General features: G+C 71.9%; 16 protein-coding genes. 9 read left to right on the top strand and 7 right to left on the bottom strand.

Translation table 11 applies throughout. From position 1 onward, the window contains the following. The first annotated feature begins 10 nt into the window (after positions 1–10). The gene (locus KHP12_RS29035; RefSeq protein WP_210609652.1) at positions 11–1,057 is read left to right on the top strand and encodes a lysophospholipid acyltransferase family protein; all 1,047 of its coding nucleotides are present in this window, start codon (positions 11–13) and stop codon (positions 1,055–1,057) included. Between the two features lie 257 nt (positions 1,058–1,314). On the opposite strand, the gene KHP12_RS29040 is transcribed toward KHP12_RS29035, so the two are convergent. The 4 genes from KHP12_RS29040 to KHP12_RS29055 form a co-directional block, all read right to left on the bottom strand. After that, a complete protein-coding gene (locus KHP12_RS29040; RefSeq protein WP_086884616.1) occupies positions 1,315–2,559 on the bottom strand; it encodes a DUF5667 domain-containing protein in 1,245 nt (414 codons plus the stop codon). 217 nt (positions 2,560–2,776) lie between these two features. Continuing rightward, the gene (locus tag KHP12_RS29045; protein WP_086884617.1) at positions 2,777–3,583 is read right to left on the bottom strand and encodes an ECF subfamily RNA polymerase sigma factor, BldN family; all 807 of its coding nucleotides are present in this window, start codon (positions 3,581–3,583) and stop codon (positions 2,777–2,779) included. 517 nt (positions 3,584–4,100) lie between these two features. Beyond that, on the bottom strand, positions 4,101–5,024 hold the full coding sequence (locus KHP12_RS29050) for an HAD family hydrolase (protein ID WP_086884618.1): 924 nt from the start codon (positions 5,022–5,024) through the stop codon (positions 4,101–4,103). Positions 5,025–5,140: 116 nt separating this feature from the next. Further along, a complete protein-coding gene (locus KHP12_RS29055) occupies positions 5,141–5,419 on the bottom strand; it encodes a glutaredoxin family protein (RefSeq protein ID WP_037955290.1) in 279 nt (92 codons plus the stop codon). Positions 5,420–5,790: 371 nt separating this feature from the next. Here KHP12_RS29055 and KHP12_RS29060 point away from each other — a divergent pair, with 371 nt between their 5' ends. Genes KHP12_RS29060 through hemB form a run of 5 tightly spaced genes read left to right on the top strand, consistent with a single transcriptional unit; the run spans position 5,791 to position 11,759 of the window. Further along, a complete protein-coding gene (locus KHP12_RS29060; RefSeq protein WP_086884619.1) occupies positions 5,791–6,603 on the top strand; it encodes a redox-sensing transcriptional repressor Rex in 813 nt (270 codons plus the stop codon). Then, complete coding sequence (locus KHP12_RS29065; protein ID WP_086884620.1) at positions 6,600–8,111, top strand: glutamyl-tRNA reductase; 1,512 nt, start codon at positions 6,600–6,602, stop codon at positions 8,109–8,111. The genes KHP12_RS29060 and KHP12_RS29065 overlap by 4 nt, the downstream gene beginning before the upstream one ends. Further along, positions 8,108–9,097: a hydroxymethylbilane synthase gene (gene hemC / locus KHP12_RS29070; RefSeq protein WP_086884621.1), complete on the top strand. Its 990-nt coding sequence runs from the start codon at positions 8,108–8,110 to the stop codon at positions 9,095–9,097. The genes KHP12_RS29065 and hemC overlap by 4 nt, the downstream gene beginning before the upstream one ends. Further along, the gene (locus KHP12_RS29075; RefSeq protein WP_086884622.1) at positions 9,094–10,758 is read left to right on the top strand and encodes a bifunctional uroporphyrinogen-III C-methyltransferase/uroporphyrinogen-III synthase; all 1,665 of its coding nucleotides are present in this window, start codon (positions 9,094–9,096) and stop codon (positions 10,756–10,758) included. Before hemC ends, KHP12_RS29075 begins: the two co-directional genes overlap by 4 nt. Beyond that, positions 10,755–11,759 (top strand): porphobilinogen synthase, encoded by a 1,005-nt coding sequence (gene hemB, locus KHP12_RS29080; RefSeq protein ID WP_086884623.1) that lies wholly within the window; start codon positions 10,755–10,757, stop codon positions 11,757–11,759. The genes KHP12_RS29075 and hemB overlap by 4 nt, the downstream gene beginning before the upstream one ends. Before the next feature lie 104 nt (positions 11,760–11,863). On the opposite strand, the gene KHP12_RS29085 is transcribed toward hemB, so the two are convergent. Continuing rightward, entirely contained in the window at positions 11,864–12,484 is a 621-nt protein-coding gene (locus tag KHP12_RS29085) for a nucleoside/nucleotide kinase family protein (RefSeq protein WP_086884624.1), read from the bottom strand. Positions 12,485–12,595: 111 nt separating this feature from the next. Between KHP12_RS29085 and KHP12_RS29090 the strand changes: the two genes are divergently transcribed. Both KHP12_RS29090 and KHP12_RS29095 read left to right on the top strand, forming a co-directional pair. After that, entirely contained in the window at positions 12,596–13,594 is a 999-nt protein-coding gene (locus KHP12_RS29090; RefSeq protein WP_086884625.1) for a hypothetical protein, read from the top strand. A 177-nt stretch (positions 13,595–13,771) separates the two neighbouring features. Continuing rightward, a complete protein-coding gene (locus tag KHP12_RS29095) occupies positions 13,772–14,653 on the top strand; it encodes a D-alanyl-D-alanine carboxypeptidase family protein (RefSeq protein ID WP_167442687.1) in 882 nt (293 codons plus the stop codon). An 85-nt stretch (positions 14,654–14,738) separates the two neighbouring features. On the opposite strand, the gene KHP12_RS29100 is transcribed toward KHP12_RS29095, so the two are convergent. Further along, positions 14,739–15,326: an AMIN-like domain-containing (lipo)protein gene (locus tag KHP12_RS29100; protein ID WP_037955305.1), complete on the bottom strand. Its 588-nt coding sequence runs from the start codon at positions 15,324–15,326 to the stop codon at positions 14,739–14,741. Positions 15,327–15,540: 214 nt separating this feature from the next. Here KHP12_RS29100 and KHP12_RS29105 point away from each other — a divergent pair, with 214 nt between their 5' ends. Then, a complete protein-coding gene (locus KHP12_RS29105) occupies positions 15,541–17,034 on the top strand; it encodes an alpha/beta hydrolase (protein ID WP_086884626.1) in 1,494 nt (497 codons plus the stop codon). Positions 17,035–17,105: 71 nt separating this feature from the next. On the opposite strand, the gene argS is transcribed toward KHP12_RS29105, so the two are convergent. Beyond that, positions 17,106–18,893, bottom strand: coding sequence for an arginine--tRNA ligase (argS, locus tag KHP12_RS29110; RefSeq protein ID WP_211833913.1), 1,788 nt, complete (start codon positions 18,891–18,893; stop codon positions 17,106–17,108). Between the last annotated feature and the right edge of the window lie 23 nt (positions 18,894–18,916).

Consider the following 18,916-nt stretch of genomic DNA (forward strand, 5'->3'; position numbering starts at 1 on the left):
CGCAACCACCATGGCGGACGCCAAGGTCATTCCGTTCGGCGAGGAACCCCGGTCGTCCCGGAGGAAGGTCCCCCGGCTGGGCCGCGGCGGCCGCTCCCAGGGCTCGCTCAAGCCCGTACCGCAGCAGCGCGACGAGGCGCTCGAGCAGCGCCCCCAGACGGCGGCCGCGGCCGTGCCGCCCCTGCCGCCCGACCCGCCCAAGCCCGCCCCGGGCAGCGGCGACTGGGAGCGCAAGCTGGCCCACGGGCTGAGCTTTCTGCGCCGCCGGATCACCGGGGACTACGAGGTCGACGACTTCGGCTACGACCACGATCTGACCGAGCAGGTGCTGATGTCCCTGCTGCGCCCGCTGTCCGACAAGTACTTCCGGGTCGAGGTGAAGGGGATCGAGAACATCCCCGACAGCGGCGGCGCGCTCGTCGTCGCCAACCACTCCGGGGTGCTGCCGCTGGACGGGCTGATGCTCCAGGTCGCCGTGCACGACAACCACCCCGCCAAGCGCCATCTGCGGCTGCTCGCGGCGGACCTGGTCTTCGTGCTGCCGGTCATCAACGAGCTGGCCCGCAAGGCCGGGCACACCCTCGCCTGCGCCGAGGACGCCCAGCTGCTGCTGGAGCGCGGCGAGGTGGTCGGGGTGATGCCGGAGGGCTTCAAGGGGATCGGCAAGCCGTTCGCGGAGCGGTACAAGCTCCAGCGCTTCGGGCGGGGCGGCTTCGTCTCGACGGCGCTGCGCGCGGGGGCGCCGATCGTGCCGTGCTCGATCGTGGGCGCGGAGGAAATCTATCCGATGGTGGGGAACGCGAAGACCCTGGCCCGGCTGCTCGGCATTCCGTACTTCCCGATCACGCCGACCTTCCCGCTGCTCGGGCCGCTGGGCGCGGTGCCGCTGCCGACGAAGTGGACCATCCAGTTCGGCGAGCCCATCCCCACGGACGGGCATCCGCCGGAGGCGGCGGACGACCCGATGCTGATGTTCAACCTGACCGACCAGGTACGAGAAACGATCCAGCACACCCTCTACAAGTTGCTCGTCCAGCGGCGGTCGGTCTTCTTCTGACGGCTGCCTGGCCGGGGCGGGGAGGGCGGCTCGGCCACCCAGCCCGATGGACGGAGTCCGGCGCAGCCAGCCGAAGCTGGGGAGGCCCTCCAGGGCCGAGCCATGCGAGGGTGGCCGGAAGAGGGGCCAAGTTGCTCGTCCAGCGGCGGTCGGTGTTCTTCTGACGGCTGCCTGGCCGGGGCGGGGAGGGCGGCTCGGCCACCCAGCCCGACGGGCAGCTGGTCCGGGGGTGGGCGGTGTGCCCACCCCCGGCATTTTCACCGCGTGTCGTCGCCGTCGATGCTCAGGCCCGGCAGCAGGTCCGGCAGCAGTGGGGGAATCGTGATGTCCGGCTGGGACGGCTTGCTGCCCTGGTCGCCCTTGCCCGGGGACGGGCTGGGGCTCGATCCGCCGCCGAGTGGCGGGTCCAGCAGATCGCCGGCCCCGCCCACCAGGCCGCCGCTCTGGCTGTGGGTGCTCGCCGAGGACGACGGGTGCGGGCGGGGGGCCGTCTTCTCGTCCGTGCGGCTGCCGCTCGGGGTGGCCGAGGCGGATGCCGGGCGGTCGTCCGGGTCCGGCCCGCCCGCGCGCTGCGGCGCATGGCCGGTCTGCGGACCGGGCTGGGCCTGCTGCTCCTTCTTCGTGGGCAGCAACGCCCGCAGCGGACCGACCTCTTGGTCTATGGCGTCGAAGACCGAGCTCACCTCGTCGCCCACGTCCATGAGCTGGACCGGCAGCTGCTCGCGCAGCCGGCTCCAGCCGTCGCGGTGGGCCTGGGAGAAGGTGGACAGCTGCTGGATCGGGCCGAGCGAGCCGTCGCGCTCATAGACCTGGTGCAGCAGCCGGTGGCCTTCGGAGGCGTCATGGCGCATCCCGGCCAGGACCCGGCGGATCTCGCCCAGCGAGTCATGGTCCAGATCGCCGGTGCGGGTCCGCTCCATCAGGCGGCGCGCCTCGCTCATTCGCGTGGACGCCTGGTCCAGATAGATCCGGCCCCGGTCGGCGTCGCCGTTCGCCATCTCCAGCTTGAGGTCTTCCATACCGCGCTTGAACCCGTAGAGGGTGTCGCCCGGCAGCGCGTTCGAGCTGGCCGCGGCGACGCCGCCGAACGCGCCCGCCGCTACGCCGACCGTGAGCCCCCCGGCCGCGAGCCCCTTGGACCAGCGGGAACGGGGGCGGAATCTTGCCACCGGGGGTTTGGCCCGGTGGGCGCCGCTGGGGCGGCGGCGCTGCTCGGGCACGCGCGGCGCCCCCTCGGCGAAGGCCGCCTCCATGGCGGCGAGCAGCTGCGCCCGCTGGGTGGCGCGGACCTCCGGGTCCAATGTCGGTGCCGGCAGCTCGCCCAGCCCGCTCGCCAGGGCCAGCAGCCGTCTCCGCTCGGCGCTCTCCGCCGATGGGGAACCTGGCTGTTGCTGCGGCGTCTCGTCCCGGGCGGCCTGGTGGTTGCTCTCCAGGGCCTCCAGGGCCTCCAGGGCCTTGGCGAAGGCGTTCGCCCGCCGGTGTGCCGATACGTTCGCGATCACAGGCGGCACCTCCTCTCGTCGTGACGGTCGACTCCCCAGGACACCCGAGGGTTCCGTGCCATGCGCGCGTCCACCCGATCGAGTGAGTGGATCACTGGCAGGGTACGACCACAAGGCGCCTGCATCCCCCACAACGAGCGGCGCAGCACCCGGGTTACGCCCTCCCCGAGGGCCCTCCCGGCGGGCGGACGGACCGTGGCCGGGAGGCTACGGGCGGTCAGCGGGCGTCGTCCGGAAGAAGCCGGGCCAGAGTGCGTACGGCCCGGTACTGAAGTGTTTTGATCGCGCCCTCGTTCTTCCCCATGACCCGGGCGGTCTCGGCGACCGAGAGGCCCTGGAGGAAGCGGAGCGTCACGCACTCCTGCTGCTGCGGGTTGAGTTTTCGCACCGCCTGGAGCAGGGCGGCGTTGGACAGCGATTCGAGGACGGAGTCCTCGGGGCTGCGCTCGACCTCGTTGGCGTCCAGCATCTCGCCGGTGGTGACCTCCAGCCGGAAGCGGCTGGACTTGAAGTGGTCGGCGACGAGGTTGCGGGCGATGGTCACCAGCCAGGCGCCGAAGTCGCGGCCCTGCCAGGTGAAGGTGCCGATGCGGCGCAGGGCGCGCAGGAACGTCTCGCTGGTGAGGTCCTCGGCCGTGGCCCGGCCGCCCACCCGGTAGTAGATGTAGCGGTAGACCGTGTCGGCGTACTGGTCGTAGAGCCGGCCGAACGCCTCGGCCTCCCCGGACTGGGCGCGCTCGACGAGGTCCATCATGCGGCGGCTGTCGCTGTCGGCGCCGGGGCGCCGGGCGGTGGGGGTGGAGCCGCGGGAACGTCTGCCGACCGCGGCTCCGCCGTCCGCCAGGGCGTAGCACGGACCGGCCTGGCCGGGGCGGTCGACCGTGCCGACGGCCGGGCTGACGGGCTGTGGGGTGGCGAGGGCGGGAACGGCATACGCGGTGGGGACGAAGCCGCGCAGACAGTCGAGGACCGTTGCGCGCAGCGTAGCCAGGCCCGAGGCGTCAACCCCGACGTGTGGGTACACGGGACTCCCAGAGGCAGAGCTTCCATCACGTGCAGTACGGGACCGTCACCCGCCGTAGGGACGCGTGGGTACCGGTTTGCGTCTAAGGAGAATAACGCTTCGTACAGGCAGCGCTACACCCAGTTGCTCAAATCATCGTTTCCGTTCGCTCTGTTATGGATTGATGACGCATCAAGTATCGAATGTGTACCGCCAATTGACCGGAACCGTTCGTGGATTGTGCGATTGTGTGGCGTGTTGTGACAAAGCGGCGGTAAGGGGACTGGCGGGGGCGCTGCGGGGTAGGAAGTGCGGAATGACCGAAACAGGGCGGGCGCGTTCGGTTGGTGACGCTGTGTATCGATGGGCACGTCGTCACGGAGCGCGATCGGCGGTCAGTCTTGACCGTCCTCGGTCACGGTCGTACGAAGGCGGTCAGCACCGCCCGAACGGGGCACTCCGGAAGGGGCTCAACGGGAGGTCAGACAGGGGGTCGGCGGTGACGCCAGGGGGGCGAGCGGGCCTCGGCCGCCGGTGGTCAGCGGCGCCGGCGGTGCAGGGCCACGGCGGCCGCCGTACCGCCCGCCACCGCGCCCACCCCGGCCGCCGCCGGGATGCCGATCTTGGCCGCTTTACGCCCGGTGCGGTAGTCGCGCAGCCGCCAGCCGTGCTCACGGGCGTGCCTGCGCAGCCTTGTGTCCGGATTCACCGCGTACGGATGGCCCACGATCGACAGCATCGGGATGTCGTTCGCGGAGTCGCTGTAGGCCGCGCAGCGGGTCAGGTCCAGCCCCTCGGCCCCCGCCAGCGCCCGTACGGCCTCGGCCTTGGCCGGGCCGTGCAGCGGCTCGCCGACCAGCCGGCCGGTGTAGATGCCGCCCACCGACTCGGCCACCGTGCCCAGCGCCCCGGTCAGCCCCAGCCGCCGGGCGATGATCGTCGCGGTCTCGACCGGTGCGGCGGTCACCAGCCAGACCCGCTGCCCGGCGTCCAGATGGGCCTGGGCGAGGGCCCGGGTGCCGGGCCAGATGCGGTCGGCCATGTACTCGTCGTAGATCTCCTCGCCGATCGACATCAGCTCGGAGACCCGGTGGCCCTTGACGATGGACAGGGCGCTGCTGCGCACGTCCTCCATGTGCGCCGGGTCCTCGACCCCGGCCATCCGGAACCAGGTCTGCTGCCAGGCGAAGCGGGCGAGTTCGCGCTTGCGGAAGAAGTGCCGCTTGTAGAGGCCGCGGCCGAAGTGGAAGAGCGCGGCACCCTGCATGACCGTGTTGTCCAGGTCGAAGAAGGCGGCGGCCCGCTCATCGCCGACGACGGGGAACTCCGGCTCGGCGGGGACCTGCGGTGCGGGGGCTTCGGCCGACGACTTGCGCGCGGCCTCGGCCGATGCCTCTCCGGCGAGGACACTCCGCTCGGTGGCGGGCTGTCGACGTCGGGTGAACCATCCCAGTGCGGCCATGGAGCGAGCATAGCCAGCGCTCCGGCGCATCCCGTTACGCCCGGGTGTCGGGCCGATTCAGGTTACGCGAAAGGGAGGCGCGCAAGGGTGGAACGGCCCCGGTCCTGGGGCCGGAATCAGCCGCCGAGCGCGGCGCGCAGCCGCTGGGGGTTCACCCGCCAGAAGTCGTGCTGCTCGCCGTCGATCAGCACCACCGGGATCTGCTCCCAGTAGGCGCGGTACAGCTCCTCGTCCTGGGTGATGTCCTTCTTCTCCCAGGGGGTGCCCAGCTCGCCGCAGACCTCCTCGACCACGGCCTCGGCGTTCTCGCAGAGATGGCAGTCGGGCTTGCCGATCAGCGTGACGGTGCGCTCGGTGGGCTTCTTCCGCGGGGTGCGGCGCAGCAACGGGCTCATGGCCACCAGTGTGCCCGCCCGTGCGGGCGGGCCGCTTCCGACGAGTCCGGGCCGGTTCCGGCGAGTTCGGAAGTGGGCTCTCGGTCGATTACGATCGTGGGCGTTTTGTTGCTGTCCGGGGGTAAAAAGGTGAGGAGTGAGGGCCTGTGCTCCCGTCGGCGGCCCAGCGGGGCGAGCGAGCCCGCGGGAAACGGTGCGACGCAGGTAGTGGTTCCGCGGCTGGCTCGATAAGGCGCGTGACACCGGTCACGTTGCACGGACAAAGCGGACACCATCTTTGTGCACGCGTTCACAAAGACATAGCCTGCTGTCGATGGGGCGGTCATGAAACACCCGGCCGCCCGCAGCCTCGCTCTACCCGCAGGAGCACCGTGGCAACTGGCCGAACTCACCGACCGGCGACCCGCAGCCGAGGGATCCCCGAGGCCACCGTCGCCCGGCTACCGCTGTATCTGCGTGCGCTGACCGCTCTCTCCGAGCGTTCGGTGCCCACAGTGTCCTCGGAGGAGCTGGCCACCGCGGCCGGCGTCAATTCGGCCAAGCTGCGCAAGGACTTCTCCTACCTCGGTTCGTACGGCACCCGCGGTGTCGGCTACGACGTCGAGTACCTCGTCTACCAGATCTCGCGGGAGCTCGGGCTCACCCAGGACTGGCCGGTTGTGATCGTCGGCATCGGTAACCTCGGCGCCGCGCTCGCCAACTACGGCGGCTTCGCCTCCCGGGGCTTCCGGGTCGCCGCGCTGATCGACGCCGACCCCGCGATGGCCGGGAAGCCGGTCGCGGGCATCCCGGTGCAGCACACCGACGAGCTCGAGAAGATCATCACGGACAACGGCGTCTCGATCGGCGTGATCGCCACCCCGGCGGGCGCGGCCCAGCAGGTCTGCGACCGGCTCGTGGCCGCCGGGATCACCTCGATCCTCAACTTCGCGCCCACCGTGCTGTCCGTTCCGGACGGGGTGGACGTGCGCAAGGTCGATCTCTCGATCGAGCTCCAGATCCTCGCCTTCCACGAGCAGCGCAAGGCGGGCGAGGAGGTCGGCGCCCCCGAGGAGGCGGCGGGGGCGGTTCCACCGCCGCCCGTGACGCCCCATCGAGCGCCCTCCGGCGCCCCTGGCGCCCCCGGCGCCGACAGCGGCCGCCAAGGACCTGACGGGGACGTGCCCGCCGTGATGCCGGCATGAGTCTCCTCGTCGTCGGACTGAGCCACCGCAGCGCGCCCGTGAGCGTGCTGGAGCGCGCCGCCCTGGTGGGGGACGAGCAGGCGAAGCTGGTGCAGGACACCCTCGCCGCCGAGCCCGCCACCGAGGCCACGGTGCTGGCCACCTGCAACCGCATCGAGCTCTACGCCGACGTGGACAAGTTCCACGCCGGGGTCGCCGAGCTGTCCACGCTGCTCGCCCAGCACACCGGCGTCGGGCTGGACGAGCTCACCCCGTACCTCTACGTCCACTACGAGGACCGGGCCGTCCACCACCTGTTCTCGGTGGCCTGTGGGCTGGACTCGATGGTCGTGGGCGAGGGCCAGATCCTCGGCCAGATCAAGGACGCGCTGGCGCTGGGGCAGGAGCTGCACACCGCGGGGCGGCTGCTGAACGATCTCTTCCAGCAGGCGCTGCGGGTCGGCAAGCGGGCCCACAGCGAGACCGGGATCGACCGGGCGGGCCAGTCGCTGGTCACCTTCGGCCTGGAGCAGCTGGCCCAGGGCGCGCCGGTGGCGGAGTGGGCCCGGGGCAAGCGCGCGCTGGTGATCGGCGCCGGTTCGATGTCCTCGCTGGCCGCGGCGACGCTCGCGCGCGCCGGTGTATCAGAACTGGTGATCGCCAACAGGACGTTGGAGCGGGCGCTGCGTCTGGCCGAGTCCCTGGCCCAGCAGCACGCCGCCACCCCGGCCGCGATCATCCCCGCCGGTGAGGACGGTTCCGCCGGTGCGGAAACCGGCACGGAAACCAGTGCGGAAACGTTGCGCGCGGGCCTGGTGGCCCGCGCCGTGCCCCGGGACCGGGTCTCCGCCGAGCTGCCGCACGCCGACATCGTCGTGTCCTGTACGGGCGCGACCGGGCTGGTCCTGACCGTCGCCGAGCTGCGCACCGCGCTCGCCCAGCGCGCGGCCTGCCCGCCCGGGGCGCACCCCGCCGCGGCGGACGTCTCGCTGCTCGACCTGGCGATGCCGCGCGACATAGACGCGGCGGCGCACCGGATCGAGGGGCTGCACCTGGTCGACATCGAGTCCCTCGCCGAGGCGGCCGCCGAGCCGTCCGGCGCGCCGGGCTCGTCCGCCGGGGCGATGGCCGCCGACGTGGACAAGGTGCGGACCATCGTCTCCGAGGAGGTGGCCGCCTTCGGGGCGGCCCAGCGCGCCGCGCACATCACCCCGACGGTGGTCGCGCTGCGTACCATGGCGGCGGACGTCGTCGCCAGTGAGATCGCCCGCCTCGACGGGCGACTTCCCGATCTGGACGACAAGCAGCGGGCCGAGATCACGCAGACCGTGCGCCGGGTGGTCGACAAGCTGCTGCACGCGCCCACCGTGCGGGTCAAGCAGCTCGCGAGCACTCCGGGTGGCGCCGGTTACGCGGACGCGCTGCGGGAGCTCTTCGATCTCGACCCGCAGGCGGTCGCCGCCGTCAGCCGCGCCGACGGCTCGGCCCGCACCGCAGAACCGAACGACCCGAAGGGAGGCCGGGCATGAACGCCACCCCCTCAGCCGCCACCTCCGGCGGCGCTCCGGCGCTGCGCCTGGGCACCCGCCGCAGCGCGCTCGCCATGGCCCAGTCCGGCCTGGTCGCGGACCTGGTCCGCGAGGTCACCGGGCGCCCCGTCGAGCTTGTCGAGATCACCACGTTCGGCGACACCTCGCGGGAGCACCTCGCCCAGATCGGCGGCGCCGGCGTCTTCGTCTCGGCGCTGCGCGAGGCGCTGCTCAGGGGCGAGATCGACCTGGCCGTGCACTCGCTGAAGGACCTTCCCACCGCGGAGCCGGAGGGGCTCGCGCTGGCCGCGGTCCCGCGCCGCGAGGACCCGCGCGACGCGCTGATCGCCCGGGACGGGCTCACCTTCGCCCAGCTTCCGCCGGGGTCCCGGATAGGCACCGGATCCCCGCGCCGCGCGGCCCAGCTGAACGCGTGGGCCCGCTCCTTCGGCCTCGACATCGACACCGTGCCGATACGCGGCAATGTCGACACCCGCATCGGCTACGTCCGCTCGGGACGGCTGGACGCCGTGGTGCTCGCCGCCGCCGGTCTGATCCGCCTGGGGCGGATCGGCGAGGCGACCGAGCTGCTCGATGTCGACCATGTTTTGCCCGCCCCCGGCCAGGGGGCCCTGGCAGTGGAGTGTGCCGCGTCCAACGTGGCGCTCGCTGCCCGGCTCGCCGAGATCGACGACCCGTCCACACGGGTCGCCGTGACCGCCGAGCGATCCCTGCTCGCCGCCCTGGAGGCCGGCTGTAGCGCACCCGTGGGGGCGCTGGCCGACCTGTTGGGCGACGGTCAGGCTGTCACCGAAATGCGCCTGCGCGGCGTCGTCGGCACGCTCGACGGCACGACGCTGGTGCAGCTGTCCACCACCGGTCCCGTACCCGCGTCGCCCAGTCAGGCCGCGGACCTCGGTCGCGTACTCGCCGCCGAGATGCTCGCCAAGGGTGCGGCCGGTCTTATGGGGGAGCGAGCACTTTGAACCCCACCGCCCCGAATCACCCCGGCTGCGGACACGTCACCTTCCTCGGTGCGGGCCCCGGAGATCCGGGCCTGCTGACCTTGCGCGCCGTGGAGGCACTCGCCTCCGCGGACGTGTTGATCGCCGACCCTCAAGTGCTCGACGTGGTGCGCAAGCACGTCAGGCCGGGCGTGGCCGCGGACGCTCAGGGCACACCGCGGCAGGCGGACGCTGATGGGTCATCAGGCACCGCCACCGTCCCGGTACTCAGGGACAGTGCCAATCTTGTCATGACGGCCGCGCGCGGCGGCAAGCGGGTCGTGCGCGCGGTCGCGGGCGACCCCGGCCTCGACGGATACGCCGCCGACGAGATGCTCGCCTGCGCGGCCGAGGGCATCGTCTTCGAGGTGGTGCCCGGTGTGGCCGCCGCGGTGGGCGTGCCGGCCTACGCGGGGGTGCCGCTGCGGGACGCCCACAGCGCGGATGTGCGCTTCGTGGACGCCCTGAGCGCCGACGAGCGCTGCTGGAGCGAGATCGGCTCGTCCGACGCGACCGCCGTGGTCTCCGCGACCCTGGAGACGGTGGCCGCCGCCGCGGGCGAGCTGGTGACCGCGGGCCGCAAGCCGGACACCCCGCTCACCGTCACCGTCGCGGGCACCACCACCCGCCAGCGGACCTGGACCGCGACGCTCGGGACCATCGCCCAGGTGCTGAAGGCGGCGAAGGTGCTGCCGTCGCCGCAGGGCGCCCAGCCGGTGATAGCCGTGGTCGGCGAGCAGAGCGCGGCCGGCCGGCGCGATCAGCTGTCATGGTTCGAGTCCAAGCCGCTGTTCGGCTGGAAGGTCCTGGTGCCGCGCACCAAGGAGCAGGCCGCCTCGCTCTGCGATCAGCTGCGCGGCTACGGTGCGGTGCCCAGTGAGGTGCCGACCATCGCCGTGGAGCCGCCGCGCACCCCGCAGCAGATGGAGCGCGCGGTCAAGGGCCTGGTCACCGGGCGCTATGAGTGGATCGCCTTCACCTCGGTCAACGCGGTCAAGGCGGTGCGCGAGAAGTTCGAGGAGTACGGGCTCGACGCCCGCGCGTTCGCCGGGATCAAGGTCGCGGCGGTGGGCGAGCAGACCGCGAAGTCGCTGATCGAGTTCGGGGTGAAGCCGGATCTGGTGCCCAGCGGTGAGCAGTCCGCGGCCGGGCTGCTGGAGGACTGGCCGCCGTACGACCCGGTGTTCGACCCGATCGACCGGGTGTTCCTGCCGCGCGCCGACATCGCCACCGAGACCCTGGTCGCCGGGCTGATCGAGCTGGGCTGGGAGGTCGACGACGTGACCGCGTACCGCACGGTGCGCGCCTCGCCGCCGCCGGCCGAGACCCGTGAGGCCATCAAGGGCGGTGGGTTCGACGCGGTGCTCTTCACCTCGTCGTCCACCGTGCGGAACCTCGTCGGCATCGCGGGCAAGCCGCACAATGTCACTGTCATCGCCTGTATCGGCCCGGCCACCGCGAAGACCGCGGAGGAGCACGGGCTGCGGGTGGACGTGCTGTCGCCCGAGCCCTCGGTGCTCAAGCTGGCCGAGGCGCTCGCGGACTTCGGGGCGGCGCGGCGGCAGGCCGCGCTCGAGGCCGGGGAGCCGGTCACCCGCCCGAGCGAGCGACGGCCTGGTTCGCGAAGGAGGGCACGCTCGTGAGCATCTCGTACGGCAGCTTCCCCGGTACGCGGCCGCGCCGGCTGCGCACCACGCCCGCGATGCGGCGCATGGTCGCGGAGACCCGGCTGCATCCGGCCGAGCTGATCCTGCCCGCGTTCGTCCGCGAGGGCGTGACCGAGCCGGTGCCGCTCCAGTCGATGCCGGGCGTGGTCCAGCACACCCGGGACACCCTGCGGAAGGCGGCGGCCGAGGCGGTCGCCGCGGGGCTCGGCGGGATCATGCTCTTCGGGGTGCCGGAGGAGTCCAAGAAGGACGCGGTCGGCACCCCCGGCACGGACCCGGACGGGATCCTCCAGGTGGCGATCCGCGATGTGCGCGCCGAGGTCGGTGACGACCTTGTGATCATGTCCGACCTCTGTCTGGACGAGCACACCGACCACGGTCACTGCGGCGTCCTGGACGCCGAGGGCCGGATCGACAACGACGCCACCCTGGAGCGCTACGCCGAGATGGCCCGCGCCCAGGCCGACGCGGGCGTCCACACGGTGGGCCCCAGCGGCATGATGGACGGTCAGGTCGGCGTGGTCCGCGAGGCCCTGGACGGAGCCGGGTACCAGGACGTCTCGATCCTCGCGTACACCGCGAAGTACGCCTCCGCCTTCTACGGCCCGTTCCGCGAGGCGGTGGGCTCCTCGCTCAAGGGCGACCGCAAGACGTACCAGCAGGACCCGGCCAACGCCCGTGAGTCGCTGCGCGAGCTGGAGCTGGACCTGGCCGAGGGCGCGGACATGGTCATGGTCAAGCCGGCCCTGCCGTACCTGGACATCCTGAGCCGGATCGCCGACGCCGTGGACGTGCCGGTGGCCGCGTACCAGATCTCCGGTGAGTACGCGATGGTCGAGGCGGCCGCGGCCAACGGCTGGATCGACCGCGACCGCGCCATCATGGAGACGCTGACCTCGGTCCGGCGCGCGGGCGCGGGGATGATCCTCACCTACTGGGCGACCGAGGTGGCCCAGCGGCTGAACCGCGGGGAGTAGTCCTTCCTCGTGCTCTGCGGGCCGGACGCGCACCTGTCGCGTCCGGCCCGACTGCCGAGCTGAGCGTGCCGGTCATCACCAACCCCTGACCACGCCTGCCGGTATCACCGGCCCCTGACCACGAGGTCGGCGGCCGCCCGTCCGGGGGCCACCAGCCGGGCGTTGGCCTCGTCGGAGGCGAGGACGAAGCGCTCGGCCTCGTCATGCGGCTTGCCGAACCGCTCATGGCGCTCGATCAGCCGGCGCACCCGCTCCTCGGTGTCCAGGTCGACCCACCAGGTCTCGTCCAGCAGCTCGCGCACCGGGAGCCAGGGCGCCTCGTCCAGCAGCAGGTAGTTGCCCTCGGTGATCACCAGCGGGATCTCCGGCGGCACCGGGATGGTGCCCGCGACCGGCTGCTCGAGTTCGCGGTCGAACCCCGGCGCGTAGACGACCTCCTCGGCGCGTGGCGCCCGCAGCCGCCGCAGCAGCGCGGTGTAGCCGTACGGATCGAAGGTCTCCGGCGCGCCCTTGCGGCCGGTCAGGCCGAGCCGGCGCAGCTCGGCGTCGGCGAGGTGGAAGCCGTCCATGGGCACCAGGACGGCCCGGTCGGCGCCGAGGGCGGCGGCCAGGCGCTCGGCGAGGGTGGTCTTGCCGGCCCCGGGCGGTCCGGCGATACCGAGCAGACGGCGGCCGCCTGCGTCGGCCAGGCGCTGGGCGCGCTCAAGGAGGTGCTGGGGAGTCATAGCGGGCACTTTCGGCACGTGGGGTTCGGTGCGCGAGGCAGGCTATCCGGAGACGGCGGCGCGGCGGTGATCGACTGCCAACTGTCGTATGCCCGCGCTAGGTTGAGGCCGTTGGCTCCCTTCGCGTTCCTCGGCAGAGAGGCACTGCTCGTGCGCTCACGCACCAGATGGAGACGTATCGTCTCGTCCGCCGCCACCGGCCTCATCGCGGTGACGGGACTCCTCGGGGCCGTCGCCGCCCCGGCTCACGCGGCCCCCGCCGCGGACACCACCCCGCAGGCCAGTACCTCCTTCACGTACACCAGCGAGCGCGGCGACTGGGTCGGCCGGGGTGAGACGGGGTCGTACACCGCGCCCGCCGACACCCTCAAGGCCACCGGCACCGCCGAGTACCTCACCGTCCAGGTCTCCACCGGCGCCCTGCGGTCCTGGACCATCGAACTCGCCGCGCCGAAGGGCGAGACCCTGCACCCGGGCGTCTACCGCGACGCCGAGCGCGCCGGATTCCGCACCGGCCGCGCCCCCGGGCTGGACGTCTCGGGCCTCGGGCGCGGCTGCAACGAGGTGTACGGGCAGTTCGCCATCGACCAGATCGAGACGGACGCCTCCGGCGCGGTCACGATGCTGGACGCCACCTTCACCCAGCGCTGCCAGGAAGCCGCCCCCGCGCTCAACGGCACCGTGAAGATCAACGCTCATCCGCTGTCGTACGGCTACACCAGCGACGAGGGCGATCCGCTGGGCGGTGGCCGGTCCGACGTCCACACCGGCTCCACCAGCCTCTTCACCATCGCGGGCACCGGCGTCGGCCATATCGACTTCGGCGTCACCGGCAAACGTCAGTACTGGTCGGTGACGATGGCCGCGCCGGACGGCGAGGTGGTGGAGGTCGGCAAGACCTATCAGGCGACGCGCCTGGGCATGGACGGCACGGCGACGCTGGACATCTCCGTGACGGGAGGCGGCTGCAACGAGAGCCGCGGCGAGTTCACCATCACCGAGCTCTCGCACGACGCGGCGGGCGACATCGACGCGCTCGCGGCCACGTTCACCCAGCACTGCGAGGGCGTCGGGCCCGCGCTGCACGGCACGATCCACTACCTGGCCTGACGCCCCCGGCGCTTAGGCGCGCGCCCCGGCGCCCGGGGCGCGCCACCCGGGGGAATTTCCAGGAAATCTCGGCAGAGGGCACATCCATCGGGCCCTCTCGGACGTCTGACCAGGGAGCGGCCCTGTGATGCGGCCGCAGGCCAGGGGCATTTGGAGATATTCACGTTGAAAACCGGCATGAAGGGCCTACGTCGTGTATCCGCGGTCACGATCACCGCTGGAGCCGTGCTGACGGCGGGGGCGTTCACCGCCTCCGCGCAGGCCGCGACGACCGCAAGTCCCACGATCGCCGCCAAGGGCGGGTTCGTGATGAACAACGCCACGGGGAAGAGCCTGTTCACCAAGGCCGCGGACACCCGTCTTTCCACCGGCTCCACCACCAAGATCATGACCGCCCGGGTGGTGCTCGCGCAGCCGAACCTCAACCTGGACGCCAAGGTCACGGTCCAGAAGGCGTACAGCGACTACATCGTCGACAACAACTGGGCCTCCTCGGCCAAGCTGATCGTCGGCGACAAGGTCACCGTCCGCCAGCTGCTGTACGGGCTGATGCTGCCGTCCGGCTGTGACGCGGCGTACGCGCTGGCGGACAAGTTCGGCACCGGTTCCACCCGGGCCGCGCGGGTGAAGTCGTTCATCGGCAAGATGAACACCACCGCCAAGTCCCTCGGGCTGACGAACACCCACTTCGACTCGTTCGACGGCATCGGGCACGGCGCCAACTACTCGACACCGCGCGATCTGACCAAGCTGGCCAGCAGCGCGATGAAGTACTCCACGTTCCGCTCGGTCGTGAAGACGAAGTCGACCAAGCAGAAGGTGACCACGAAGAGCGGCGGCTACCGCTACATGTCGTGGACCAACACCAACAATCTGCTGGGCAGCTACTCGGGCACCATCGGCGTCAAGACCGGCTCGGGTCCGGAGGCCAAGTACTGCCTGGTCTTCGCCGCCACCCGGAGCGGGAAGACGGTGATCGGCACCGTCCTCGCCTCCACCTCGGTGGACGCCCGCACGAAGGACGCGAAGAAGCTGATGGACTACGGCTTCAGCAGGTAGGCGTCACCCGTAACACAGCAAGGGGCCTGCCCCGCGAACCCATCGGGTCGCGGGGCAGGCCCTTGTCGTGGCTTCCGCGCCGTGCTCAGCGCACCGCGTTCCAGGAGTGCGCCACGTCCACCACGACATGTCCGTCGGTCTGGAAGACCCGGAACGGCAGCCGTGCCCGCACCCCGAGGCCGACCTGGGTCTCACCCTCGAAGCTGGCGCCGAAGCGGGTGTCCCGGAAGGTCTGGTAGCCGGAGATGTCCACGCCCGGCAGCGGCTTGCGGGCCCGCCCCGGGTACGACTCCGCGCCGCTGCCCGGGTCGTAGCTCGGCGCGGACACATGGATGTCCAGGATCGCGCCGCCGCGGACCGGGATCTCCTCGCCCGAGCCGTCCTGGTAGAGGGTGTTCACATACCCCACGCGGTAGCCGACGCGATCGGCGGCCGTGGCCCCCTTCACGTCGAACACGATGCGGTCGTAGCACGCGTGCCGGCCCGTCCTGATGTTCCCCAGCGGTGCGTGTCCCGCCGGCTGGGCCGTCTTCTCGCCGCTGCCCCAGCCGGTCTCACAGGTCGTCGCCGCCTTGGCCGCGGTCGGCGTGACGGCCCCGGCCGTCCCCGCCGTCGCCGCCAGCGCGCCGCCCGCGAGCGCCATCGCCGCGAGTGCGGTCCCCCACCGTCGCATGGTCAAGCCCCCAATGGTCCGTTGTCCGTTGATGACAGATGATTCACGGGGTTGGACGGACCGGGGCGGTGAGAGGTTGTCCCGGTCCGGGAAATGTGTCCCGAATGCTACGTGCGCGGGGGCATTCCTGGCAGTCGCCCGGGGGTTTTCCCCCGAGCGGGTCGGCCGGTTGCCCGGATGGGGCGGGAGGGCCGGTTCGACAAGGCTTGTGCACATGAGACCGACGACCGGCAGAACCGCCGCACTGGCCCTCGCCACCGCCGCCACCGCCTCCCTCCTCGGGGTCGCGTCCGCGAACGCGACCCCGGACCCGCCGGCCGGCCCGACCGCCGCCGCGCCCGACTGGGGCGCCTGCGAGGGCACCGGGCTCGACCCCCGTCAGGAATGCGCCACGCTCAAGGTGCCGCTGGACTACCGCGACCCCGGCGGCAAGCGGATCTCCCTCGCCGTCTCCCGCATCCCCAGCGAGCGGCCGCGGGCCCGCCGGGGCACCCTGCTGCTGATCCCGGGCGGCCCCGGATCGCCGGGTCTTGCCCGGCCCAGCACGCTCGGCAAGCGGCTGCCGAAGTCGGTGCGGGACGCGTACGACGTCGTCAGCTTCGACCCGCGCGGCCTGGGGAGGTCCACGCACACCGGATGCGATCTGAACCCGGCCGATCTCTCGCTGCTCGCCTCCCGCCCCTGGCCCGCCCCCGGCGGGGACATCACGCGGAACATCGCCACCGGCCGCCGGATCGCCGACACCTGCGCCCGCAACGGCGGCGAACTGCTGCGCACCATCAGCACCGTCAACGAGGCGCGGGACATCGACAGCGTCCGCCGGGCGCTCGGCGAGCGGAAGCTGTCCGCGTGGGGCGTCTCGTACGGGACGTATGTGGGCTCCGTCTACGCGCAGATGTTCCCCGAGCACACCGACCGCTGGGTGCTGGACAGCAATGACGACCCGAACCCGGAGCGGGTGGAGCACGGCTGGCTGGCCAACTACGCCGTGGGCGTCGAGGACACCTTCCCCGACTTCGCCGCCTGGGCCTCCGCCCCGGACAGCCCCGTCCGGCTCGCCGGGACCCCCGACGGGGTGCGGCGGCGGGTCCTGGACCTCGCCGCCCGGCTGGACGCGAAGCCGCTGCCGTGGCCCGGCGCCAACCCGCCCGAGCTGAACGGCAACGCGCTGCGCCAGAGCATGCTGGACGCCCTGTACTCCCGGGACGACTTCGAGAGCCTGGCCCGGCTGATCGTCGACGCGGACGCGGGCAAGGTGCCCGCCGAGGCGCCGGCCGACCCCCCTCAGGACGCCGCGGCCGTGTCCCTCGCGACCATCTGCAACGACGTGGACTGGCCCACCTCCCTGCCCGACTACGCGCGGGATGTCGCCGCCAGCCGTAAGAGCCACCCGCTCACGGCGGGCATGCCGGTGAACGTCACGCCGTGCGCGTTCTGGCATGACGAGCCGCGGGACAAGCCGGTGCGGATCACGGATCAGGGGCCGTCGAACGTCCTGCTGGTGCAGAACAAGCGCGACGTGGCCACCCCGTACAGCGGGGCGCTGGGCCTCCGGCGCGCCTTTGGCGACCGGGCCCGGATGGTCGGTGTGGACGCGATGGGGCACGGCGCGGCGTATGTGGCGAACGGCAGCGGCTGCGCGGACCGGAGGGTCACGGACTTCCTGCTGACCGGTGAGCGGCCGAAGCGCGATGTGCTCTGCCGGTGACGCGGACGGTGGATGTGAAGAGCCCCGCCCCGGCTTCCCGGGGCGGGGCGGGGCTCTTCACACACGGTCGCTCAGAGGCGCTCGGGGGTGCGGATGCCCAGCAGGGACATGCCCTGCCCCAGCGTCCGCGCCGTGATGTCGCACAGGAAGAGGCGGTTCTCCACCTGGGCCGGGCCGCCCTCCGCCTTCAGCACCGGGCACTGGTCGTAGAAGGTCGTGTAGAGCGAGGCCAGCTGGTAGAGATACCCGGCCAGCTTGTGCGGCTCGTACCCGGCGGCCACTTCGCGCAGCGTCTCCCCGAACTGGTCGAGGTGCAGGCCCAGCGCCCGCTCGGCCGGGGCCAGCGGAAGCTCCGGGTGGGCCAGCGGCCGCTGCCCCTCCTCGGCGCGGCGCAGGATCGACTGGATCCGGGCGTACGCGTACTGGAGGTAGACCGAGGTGTCCCCGTTGAGCGAGACCATCTGGTCGAGGTCGAATTTGTAGTCCCGCGAGGCGGAGGTGGACAGATCCGCGTACTTCACCGCGCCGACGCCGACCTGGGCGCCGCGCTCGAGGATCTCCTCCTCGGTGAGGCCGAGCTTCTCGCTCTTCTCCCGGACCACGGCCGCGGCCCGCTCGGTGGCCTCGTCCAGCAGGTCCTCCAGCCGCACCGTCTCGCCCGCGCGGGTCTTGAACGGCTTGCCGTCCTTGCCCAGGACGGTGCCGAAGGCGAGCTGCACGGCGTGCACCTGGTCATTGAGCCAGCCGATCCGGCGGGCGGTCTCGAAGACCATCTTGAAGTGCAGCGACTGCCGGGCGTCCACCACATACAGCAGGGTGTCGGCCTTCAGGTGCTGCACCCGGTCGCGGATCGCGGAGAGGTCGGTGGCCGCGTAGCCGAAGCCGCCGTCGGACTTCTGGACGATCAGCGGCACCGGATTGCCCTCGGGGCCCTTGATGTCGTCGAAGAAGACGCACAGCGCACCCTCGGAGCGCACGGCGACACCGGACTCCTCCAGCAGCCGGCAGGTCTCGGCCAGCATGTCGTTGTAACCCGACTCGCCGACCACATCGGGGTCGTGGATCTCGATGTCCAGCTTGTCGAAGACCGAGTAGAAGTAGATCTTCGACTCGTCCACGAACTTCCGCCACAGGGCGATGGTCTCCTCGTCGCCCGCCTGGAGCTCCACCACCCGCCGCCGGGACCGCTCCTTGAACTCCGCGTCGGAGTCGAAGAGCGCCCGCGCGGCCTTGTAGAGCCGGTTGAGGTTGGACATGGCCTCCTCGCCGGAGGAGGCGTCCTTGTGGTCCAGCTCGTGCGGGTGCTCGATCAGATACTGGATGAGCATGCCGAACTGGGTGCCCCAGTCGCCGATGTGGTGGCGGCGGATCACCTTCTCGCCGGCGAACTCCAGGATCCGCACCACCGCGTCGCCGATCACCGCCGAGCGCAGATGGCCGACGTGCATCTCCTTGGCCACATTGGGCTGGGCGTAGTCGATCACGGTGGTGCCGGGCGCCTGCGCGAACGGCACGCCGAGGCGGTCGTCGGCGGCGCGGGCGGCGAGGGTCGCGGTGATCGCGGAGTCGGCGATCGTGATGTTGAGGAAGCCGGGGCCGGAGACCTTGATGTCGGCGATCACCGGATCGGGGTCGGCCGAGGTGGCGGCGACCGGAAGGTGCGCCACGACCTTGGCGGCCAGCTCACGGGGGTTTCCCTTGAGCTGCTTGGCCAGCGCCAGCATCCCATTGGCCTGGAAATCGGCCCGGTCGCTTCGTCGCAGCAGCGGGTCCGCGGAACCGGCCTCCGGCAGGGCAGCCGAGAGGGCGTCCGCGACGCGCTGATGGACCGTAGCGGCGAGGGAAGGGACCGAAGCCATGGAGTGCCATTCCGATAGTGGTG

Source organism: Streptomyces asiaticus, assembly GCF_018138715.1.
In the GTDB taxonomy this organism is placed as follows: Bacteria; Actinomycetota; Actinomycetes; order Streptomycetales; family Streptomycetaceae; genus Streptomyces; species Streptomyces asiaticus.

Excerpts from the sequence above, each read along its gene's own strand:
- KHP12_RS29035 (WP_210609652.1), top strand. The coding sequence starts at position 11 with ATGGCGGACGCCAAGGTCATTCCGTTCGGCGAGGAACCCCGGTCGTCC.
- KHP12_RS29050 (WP_086884618.1), bottom strand. The coding sequence starts at position 5,024 with ATGGCCGCACTGGGATGGTTCACCCGACGTCGACAGCCCGCCACCGAG.
- KHP12_RS29055 (WP_037955290.1), bottom strand. The coding sequence starts at position 5,419 with ATGAGCCCGTTGCTGCGCCGCACCCCGCGGAAGAAGCCCACCGAGCGC.
- KHP12_RS29065 (WP_086884620.1), top strand. The coding sequence starts at position 6,600 with ATGAGTCTCCTCGTCGTCGGACTGAGCCACCGCAGCGCGCCCGTGAGC.
- hemC (WP_086884621.1), top strand. The coding sequence starts at position 8,108 with ATGAACGCCACCCCCTCAGCCGCCACCTCCGGCGGCGCTCCGGCGCTG.
- KHP12_RS29085 (WP_086884624.1), bottom strand. The coding sequence starts at position 12,484 with ATGACTCCCCAGCACCTCCTTGAGCGCGCCCAGCGCCTGGCCGACGCA.
- KHP12_RS29095 (WP_167442687.1), top strand. The coding sequence starts at position 13,772 with ATGAAGGGCCTACGTCGTGTATCCGCGGTCACGATCACCGCTGGAGCC.
- KHP12_RS29100 (WP_037955305.1), bottom strand. The coding sequence starts at position 15,326 with ATGCGACGGTGGGGGACCGCACTCGCGGCGATGGCGCTCGCGGGCGGC.
- KHP12_RS29105 (WP_086884626.1), top strand. The coding sequence starts at position 15,541 with ATGAGACCGACGACCGGCAGAACCGCCGCACTGGCCCTCGCCACCGCC.
- argS (WP_211833913.1), bottom strand. The coding sequence starts at position 18,893 with ATGGCTTCGGTCCCTTCCCTCGCCGCTACGGTCCATCAGCGCGTCGCG.